Here is an 8,164-nt window from a genome sequence, read left to right as displayed (position 1 = left end):
CGGCGCCAGCCCCGGACCGGTCTGCTACGGCCGCGGCGGCGTCGAACCGACCGTGACCGACGCGCACCTGGTATTGGGTCGACTGCCCGAATATCTGCTGGGCGGCACGATGCGGATCGACCGCCGGGCGGCACGACAGGCCATCGAAGCGCGCATCGCGCGGCCACTCGGCCTCACGGTCGAAGCCGCTGCGGAAGGCATCCTCGCGATTGCGGACAACCACATGGTGGGCGCCATCCGGCTGGTGTCCGTGCAACGCGGGCATGATCCACGCGATTTCGCGCTGGTGCCGTTCGGCGGCGCGGGCCCGTTACACGGCGTCAGCCTTGCGCATCTGCTCGATATCCCGCGCATCGTGGTTCCCCCTAGCCCCGGTGTGCTCTCCGCGATCGGCCTTCTGGCGAGCAATCTGAAGCAGGAATTCGGGCATGTGATCCTGCAACGTTCGGATACGCTGGACATGGAGGCGTTGGGCAAAACCTTCGCTGCGCTGGAGTCGCAAGCCCGGGCATGGCTCGATGCCGAGGCCATTCCGTCCGGCAACGCCGAAGTCCGCTGGTGGGCCGACCTGCGCTACGCCGGCCAGGGCTCCGAATTACGCGTCGAGTGGAGCAGCCAGCGGGCGGATGACGCGTCCCTCGCGGTGCTTGCCACGCAATTCCACGCCCAGCACGAACGCACGTTTACGTTTGCGCAGCCTGATACGCCTCTGGAAATTGTCGCGGTGCTCGTCGAAGCCATCGGACACCTGCCGCATCCGGTTTTCCAGGAGATCGCTGCCGGGACCGATCTACGCGCGGCCGAAGCCGGTCGCCAGCAGACATGGTTCGACGGCTGCGTCTACGAGACGCCGGTTTATGACCGCGCAAAGCTCGGTTGCGGCGCAACGGTGGCAGGGCCCGTCATCCTCGCCCAACTCGACTGCACGACCGTCATTCCGCCGGGCTACACGGGCTACATCGACCGCTTCGGCAACCTGATCGTCGAAGCCGGCTGAACGCCGGCCATTACTTCCCGAGACAATCTGCAAAGGAAATCATCATGAGCATTGAAGTCATTCCGCTGTCCGACTACGTGGGCGCCGAAATCAAGGGCGTCGACCTGAGCAGGCCGCTGCCGCACGACGCCGCTGCGGCGATCCAATCGGCCTATCAGAAACATCACCTGCTGATGATCCGTCAGCACGGCCTGACCGAGGAGGATCAGATTCGCGTATCCCGCCTGTTCGGCGACCTGCTCGTGCGTAACAGCTACGACGGCTCGCATGGCAAGGAAGCGCACTACATTTCCAACAATCGCCCGGATGGCGTATTGCCTGTCGGCGAAATCGAATTCCATCACGACCAGCTCTTTTACGAGAAGCCGCTAAAGACAGCGCTTTTGTACGCGATCGAGATACCGACCTCAGGTAGCCGTACGCGCTTCAGAAACATGAGCGCGATGCTCGACAAGCTGCCGCCGGCACTGCGCGCCCGTGCCGAAGCAGTCCAGTGCCAGCACTTCTTCAATTACGACGACAACTACACGGGCCGTCAGGATCCGACCAAGGATTCACCCCGCGCGCAGCGTGCGTGGCATCCCTTCGTATGGCGCGACGAGCGCACGGAACAACAGGCGCTCTGGATGGTTCGCATCAGCACGGTGGGTTATCGCGGTGTGTCTCACGAGGAAGGCGAAGCGCTGCTCGAGGAACTTTGGCGGACCGCCGAAGAGACCCCGGAGATCAACTACATCCATCAATGGCAGCCGGGGGACATGATCATCTGGAATAACCAGACGCTGGCGCATGCCCGCCTGCCTTTCCTTTCCAGCGAGCCGCGCACGTTGCGGCGCACGTCGGCCATCTGAAGGGGACCGCGGCATGAGCAAGATTCTGATGTGGGGAGCGGGTGCGATCGGCGGTTCGATCGGTGCTTACCTCAAACGCGCGGGGCATGACGTGACGTTTGTCGACATCGCTGCCGAGCACGTGGCGGCTATCAACGACCCCGGACGGGGCCTGCGCGTCAGCACGTCCGGCGAGGAATTCGCATTGTCCGCGCCGGCCTTCCTGCCCGGCGAACTGACGGGCCAATGGCGCTACGCGTGTCTCGCGGTCAAGGGCCAGCACACGGAGGCCGCCGCCACTGCGCTGCGCGCCCACCTCGCTAAAGACGGCTGCGTCGTGTCGCTGCAAAACGGCCTTCTCGCGCCCGTGGTCGAGCGCGCGCTCGGGGGACAGCGCACGCTCGCCGCGTCGGTCAACGTTGCGGCCGACATGCTGGGGCCTGGACATATCTGCCTGGGCGCGAAAGGCACCTTGATGATCGGCGAGTTCAGCGGCGGCGTCAGTGAGCGAGCGCGTGAGCTCGCGCAGATCCTGCGTGACTTCGACCCGACGATCGAAGCCACCGCGGACATCTGGTCCTACGTCTGGGGCAAGCTCGGCTTTGCGTTGATGCTCACCGCACAGGCGCTCGGACAGCGGCCGATCATCGAGTGCTTCCAGGAACCCGAACTGCTGCCGCTGTGGCGCGCGCTCGGCACGGAGATCGCGGCGCTCGCCGCGGCGCAGGGCATTCGTCCGCACGCGTTCGATGGCTATGATCCCGACGCTTTTTCGATCCATGTGCCCGAGGCGGTCACCCTCGCGAGCATCGAAGCCATGGTGAGGTTCTTGCGCACCAGCACGAAAACGCATTCGGGAATCTGGCGCGATCTGGCGGTGCATCGCCGGCGCACGGAAATACACCATCAGTTGGGGCCGCTGCTCGAACTGGGTGTGCGCCACCAGATTCCCTGCACCACCATCAGACGGCTGATCGACGCCATCGCCGACATCGAGGAAGGCCGCTGCCAGCAGACCGACGACAACCTGATCACACTTGTGCGCCGCCAAGACGTCCGCGACGCTGTACTGAACTCTTCCTGGGGTAATGATGGCCATTGACGACGAAAACTCCGCGCTGACGACCCGGCGCATGCGCGTGCGACTGATTGCAGCCGGAACGATCGGCAACATGCTCGAGTTCTATGACTTCACGCTTTTCGCCATTTTCGCCGTCACGCTGTCGCCGGTCTTTTTCCCAACCCACGACGCGACAGTTTCCCTGCTGCTCACGGTCGGCGTGTTCGCTGTTGGTGCAGTAGCCAGACCGCTTGGCGCCATCGTTATCGGCTCCTATGCCGACCGCGTGGGCCGGCGTGCGGCGTTGAGTCTTACGGTCGGGTTGATGGCGGCGGCAACGGGATTCATCGGCATCCTTCCGGCCTACGCGACGATCGGCTGGGTCGCGCCCCTGCTGGTGGTACTGGCGAGACTCGTGCAAGGCTTTGCCGCGGGCGGCGAACTGGGCAGTTCCGTCACGTTTCTTGCCGAGCATGCGCCCGCGCGCCATCGGGCCTTCTATATCAGCTGGATCAACGCCGGCAGTATTGCGGCGGGTTTGCTGTCGGCCCTGATCGGCTGGTTGATGACGAAGTTTCTCGCAGACGCGCAAATAGCGGCATGGGGGTGGCGGATTCCGTTTCTGCTGGGCACGATCCTGGGGCCGGTCGGCATGTATATCCGTGCGCGTCTGCCGGAAACGCCCACCTTCAGGAAAGTCGTCGAACCCGTCTCGAAGAAGACATCGCCATTGCGCGCGGCGTTCGCTTCCGACTGGCGTCTGATTCTCGCCGTTGCCGGGTCGATCGTGCCGACCAGCGTATTCGCGTACGTGCTGTTGAACTACATGCCCACCTTCGCCAGCCGGCAACTCGGCATCCCGCTGCACGACGCCTATCGGGCAAGCTTCGTGGGATGCGCTGTCGTGATCGGCTTGATGCCGGTATTCGGCGCGCTCGCCGATCGCATAGGCCGCAAGCTGCCGATGTATATCGCCGGCATCCTGCTCGCCGTTTCGATCGTGCCGCTCTACCTGTATCTGTCGACGGCCAGAAGCGTCGCTGCGTTGACGATCGTGCAGATCGTGCTTGCTGTCATCGGCTCGCTTTATGCCAGCGCGTCGACCGCACTGAGCAGCGAGATGTTCCCGAGCAAAATCCGCTCGACCGCGATCTCGGTCGTCTACACCGGGTCGATCGTCTTGTTCGGCACGTTTGCGCCGTTCACCGTCACCTGGTTGATCTGGGTGACGGGCAGTCCGCTTGCGCCCGCGTTTTATGTCGCCGGCAGCGCGCTGATCGGCGTCGTGTGCACCACGCGGCTGAAAGATCGCACAGGCATGTCGATCGAGTTCGCGGACGATCCGGGCGCCGCGTCCGGCCAGGCGGATCACCGGATCGACGCCAGCGCCAATCGAAGCGTAGCCGCATCGAAGTAAGTCAGCCGAACCCGCCGCACCCGCAACATCGCACAACCCGCCCGCACCTTCGAGTGCGGATTCATGAGACAGGTGGCGAGGCAACTGCCCGCCACCCGAACACTCGTCCGCGTCGTTTCATATGCATGCAACCTCAGGGATAAAAATGAAGCCTAGATATTTAGTAGTTCTTATTTCATCATTGGGTGCTATAACGACGGCGCATGCCCAGAGCAGCGTCCTGCTGTACGGTATCGTCTCCACCGGGCTGACCTATACGAACAACCAGGGCGGTCACACCAACCTGCAACTCCTTCCAGGCACCATTCAGGCCAATCGCTGGGGCGTCAGAGGGCGGGAAGATCTGGGCGGCGGCTACGCGACCGTATTCGTTCTTGAAAACGGCTTCAGTTCGACCGACGGCACGCTGCAGCAGGGAGGACGGGAATTCGGCCGGCAGGCCTATGTGGGCATCACGAGTGACCGGTTTGGCACCATCACGCTGGGTCGCCAGTACGATTCGGTTCCAACGACACTCGGCGGATTCGAATCGGTCGCCCAGTTCGCGGCAAACGGGACGCACGTTGGCGACCCTGACAACGGCTTCAATTCTTTCCGCATCAATAACTCGATCAAATATACGAGCATTGACTACTCGGGTCTATCGTTCAACCTGCTCTATGGCGCCAGCAACGCGGCCGGGGCGTTCGCCAACAACCGCACCTTCAGCGCCGGTGTCGCGTACAACGCGGGGCCACTGCAATTGGGCATCGCCTATCTGAACAACGACCACCCGGGCAGCGCAAGCAATACGAGTGGTTCGGTATCGGGCGATTACGCCGGGATGTTCAAAACAAGTCTGGCGAACCCGGCGGCCGGGGTTGCACAGCAGCGCGTGTTTGGCGCAGGCGCAGCGTACACGATCGGGAACGCGCAGATCAACCTGCTCTACACGGATTCCTTTTTCCGATATGCGGACGCCACTTCGCTGCGCATCGACAACTACGAGATCAACGCCAACTACCGGATCACGCCGGCTACGCTCGTCGGTGCCGCCTATATCTACACGGACGGCGAGTATCACCCGCAGCAGAAACAGCCGAAGTGGGACCAGTTCAACTTGGGAATCGATACGTCTCTGTCGAAGCGGACCGACGTCTCGCTTGTCGGTATCTATCAGCTTGCGGCGGGAGACGCGGCGGTCGCCAACATCTACACGTTGCCGGCTTCAAGCACGAAACGGCAGCTCGAAATTACGGTTGGGATACGGCATAAGTTCTGAAGCCGTTCATCACTGTTCATCGCTCTTCACGGCGGGCGGCGATGCGACACGCCGCCTGTCAGCGGCATGCCGCGGCGACGGACGAGGAAATCATCGCCGCCTCGGCTGCCCCAGGCTCATTTGCGATTGTGTCGAGCAGGAAACGGTGCAAAAGACGCGCCGATGGGGACATCGGCGCTTCCGTGTTCCATATCAGGTCCACGCGCTCGCGCCCAGCCAGTTGCGGCGCGCGCAATACCTTCGCGAGGGACTTTCGCATCAGTTGCAGTCCTGTAGTTTGCCGTACCAGCGTTAGATAGTGGCTGTCCTGTACGATCGTCACCGCCATCAGAAAAGAATTGACTTCGATGACATCCGTTGGATACGACAGACGCCGCTCGATGATCATCGCGTCGAAATACGAGCGCGGCGGCGAGCCGCGCGCCACCAGGCACCATGGTTGGTCCAGCAGCTCCGGCCAGTCGAGATGCTTTTCCCGAGCGAGCGGGTGAGCGGGATGTGCGATCACGACGGTCGAATCAGCGAGCACCTGAACGCGCTCGAATTCCGGGTGGAGTTCCGGCTGCTCCATCGCCGAGACAACGAATGAGATCTCATTCTTCGCCAGCCGGTCGAGCAGGGTCGGCACCGGCTGATCCAGCAATTTGATCGTCACGTGCGGATATTGGGCCTTGAACCGGGTAAGCGCTTTCGCGACGACCGGCTGGGCGGCGATTGAACGCAGGCCGATCTGCACGGTGCCGACAACGCCGCCCTGCATCAGCACAAAGTCCTCGCTCGCTGCCTCCAGCTCGCCGAGTATCTTGCGAGCCGCTTCGACGAGGCGCTGGCCGAGGGGGGTTGCCTCGGTCTGATTGCCGCGCCGCACGAAAATCGGCGCGCCGATCGCGGCCTCGATTTCGGCACGCGCCTTCGACACAGCCGGCTGACTGATGCAAAGACGCTGTGCCGCAGCACTGGCCGTGCGGGCCTCATTCAGCACGAGCAGCAAGCGAAGCTGACGCAGGGTGATACGGTCGCGCATAAAGGTCATGGCGGATGCCATGCTCACCTGCCCTTGAGCGGCTGGACCCGGCTTGGGCGAAAGCACGAAGCCTTGATTGCCGTTTTCGCTTGGTCGCATACTGTCCCTTGTCCGCAAATGATGCCGCGCATGGGCGGATCCGACACCCACACATCGTAAGGATGCCTGGGTATACCGGAGGCCGCCCCGCCTAATGTAGCCGGTCAAAAAAGGAGCAGGGACATAGCCTCAAGCGTGACCCAATTTCACACGTGACTTCATTTGACAGGAAAGCTCGCTTCCAACGAGAGGAGACCACGCGGTCTCCTGAGCCGGGGCTTACAACATGATGTTGATGACCTTGGTTTCCGTATAGCTCAGCATTTCGTCGAGGCTCTCTTCACGTCCGACGCCGGAGTTCTTGTACCCCCCGAACGGCACCGCCCTGAAATGCGTACCCACGCCGTTGATCCAGATATAACCCGTGCGGATCTGGCGCGCGCTCTGCATGGCCGCGCCAATGTCGCGGGTCCAGATCGACGCCGTCAGACCGTATTCAACTGAATTGGCAATCTCGAGCGCCTGCTGAACACCGCTCCAGCGCATGATTGACAGGATCGGTCCGAAGACCTCTTCCTGCGCAATCCGCATGTCCGGCGTCACATCCGCGAACACGGTCGGCTCAATCCAGTAACCCCGCCGGAATTCGTCGCCGACCGGCCGACGCCCGCCATGCACCAGTCGCGCACCGTCGGCCTTCGCGACGTCCACGTAATGGCAAACCTTTTCGTACTGGCCCTTCGAATTGATCGGCCCCATCATCGAAGTTTCGAGCGCCGGGTTGCCAAGCCGGATCTGCTTCACGCGGGCGACGACAGCCTCGACAAATTCGTCATAAAGACTGTCGTGCACGAGCAGCCTGCTGGTCGAACCGCATGACTGGCCCTGCCATGCGAAATTCATCCCGCGCACCGCCGCGTCCTTGGCCCGCTCAATATCCGCGTCCGGAAACACGATCATCGGATTCTTGCCGCCCAGTTCGAGCGAGATGTGCTTGACGCACACATCGGCCGCCGATTTCTGGATCTGGCGGGCGGTGCCCGGCGAGCCAATAAACGCAATCCGCTTGATCTCCGGATGACGTGCGATGGCGTCGCCCGCATCGCGGCCGAGCCCGGTAACGATGTTCATTACGCCACGCGGCAACACTTGCTGGCAGATTTCCGCGAAGATCGTCGCGGAAAGCGGGCTCGTCTCGGGCGGCTTGACAACGACGGCGTTGCCTGCCATCAGCGCAGCCGCGGTACGGGCAGCCACGAACATGATCGGATGATTGAACGGCACGATCCGCCCCACCACGCCAAACGGCTCGCGAACGGTCATGTGGAGATTGCCAGGCGTCGCCGGAATCGTCTCTCCCTTCAGCTCATAGCCGAGCCCGGCATAGTGATTGAGCGACCAGACCGCCGCGTCGACATCTCCCTTGAGCGCATTGACGGTGTTGCCGGTATCGGCCACTTCCACCGCAAGAATCTCCTCCGAGCGCGCCTTGAGCTGTCTTGCCACCTCCCGGAGCGCCTCGGCACGACCTTCCAC

General features: G+C 62.6%; 7 protein-coding genes. 5 read left to right on the top strand and 2 right to left on the bottom strand.

Going from position 1 to position 8,164, the window contains the following annotated elements; translation table 11 throughout:
- From EOS_RS34055 to EOS_RS34035, 5 genes are all read left to right on the top strand, one after another.
- A partial coding sequence (locus EOS_RS34055; protein ID WP_047896619.1) for a hydantoinase/oxoprolinase family protein occupies nucleotides 1-997 on the top strand: 997 nt, incomplete at its 5' end.
- A gap of 44 nt (nucleotides 998-1,041) precedes the next feature.
- Nucleotides 1,042-1,848, top strand: coding sequence for a TauD/TfdA dioxygenase family protein (locus tag EOS_RS34050; RefSeq protein ID WP_047896618.1), 807 nt, complete (start codon nucleotides 1,042-1,044; stop codon nucleotides 1,846-1,848).
- A 13-nt stretch (nucleotides 1,849-1,861) separates the two neighbouring features.
- Nucleotides 1,862-2,929: a ketopantoate reductase family protein gene (locus EOS_RS34045; RefSeq protein WP_047896617.1), complete on the top strand. Its 1,068-nt coding sequence runs from the start codon at nucleotides 1,862-1,864 to the stop codon at nucleotides 2,927-2,929.
- Nucleotides 2,916-4,304 carry an MFS transporter gene (locus tag EOS_RS34040; RefSeq protein ID WP_082163622.1) on the top strand — a complete coding sequence of 463 codons (1,389 nt, stop codon included), beginning with the start codon at nucleotides 2,916-2,918 and terminating at the stop codon, nucleotides 4,302-4,304. Before EOS_RS34045 ends, EOS_RS34040 begins: the two co-directional genes overlap by 14 nt.
- Before the next feature lie 145 nt (nucleotides 4,305-4,449).
- Nucleotides 4,450-5,565 carry a porin gene (locus tag EOS_RS34035; RefSeq protein WP_047896616.1) on the top strand — a complete coding sequence of 372 codons (1,116 nt, stop codon included), beginning with the start codon at nucleotides 4,450-4,452 and terminating at the stop codon, nucleotides 5,563-5,565.
- A 58-nt stretch (nucleotides 5,566-5,623) separates the two neighbouring features.
- On the opposite strand, the gene EOS_RS34030 is transcribed toward EOS_RS34035, so the two are convergent.
- Nucleotides 5,624-6,688, bottom strand: coding sequence for a LysR family transcriptional regulator (locus EOS_RS34030; RefSeq protein WP_047896615.1), 1,065 nt, complete (start codon nucleotides 6,686-6,688; stop codon nucleotides 5,624-5,626).
- Nucleotides 6,689-6,907: 219 nt separating this feature from the next.
- Nucleotides 6,908-8,164, bottom strand: a 1,257-nt coding sequence (locus tag EOS_RS34025) for an aldehyde dehydrogenase family protein (protein ID WP_047896614.1), incomplete at its 5' end; no start/stop codon positions are given.

This window comes from Caballeronia mineralivorans PML1(12) (genome assembly GCF_001028175.1).
Classification (GTDB): Bacteria; Pseudomonadota; Gammaproteobacteria; order Burkholderiales; family Burkholderiaceae; genus Caballeronia; species Caballeronia mineralivorans.
This window is presented reverse-complemented; position numbering and strand designations above follow the sequence as displayed.

Excerpts from the sequence above, each read along its gene's own strand:
- EOS_RS34040 (WP_082163622.1), top strand. The coding sequence starts at position 2,916 with ATGATGGCCATTGACGACGAAAACTCCGCGCTGACGACCCGGCGCATG.
- EOS_RS34045 (WP_047896617.1), top strand. The coding sequence starts at position 1,862 with ATGAGCAAGATTCTGATGTGGGGAGCGGGTGCGATCGGCGGTTCGATC.
- EOS_RS34030 (WP_047896615.1), bottom strand. The coding sequence starts at position 6,688 with ATGCGACCAAGCGAAAACGGCAATCAAGGCTTCGTGCTTTCGCCCAAG.
- EOS_RS34050 (WP_047896618.1), top strand. The coding sequence starts at position 1,042 with ATGAGCATTGAAGTCATTCCGCTGTCCGACTACGTGGGCGCCGAAATC.
- EOS_RS34035 (WP_047896616.1), top strand. The coding sequence starts at position 4,450 with ATGAAGCCTAGATATTTAGTAGTTCTTATTTCATCATTGGGTGCTATA.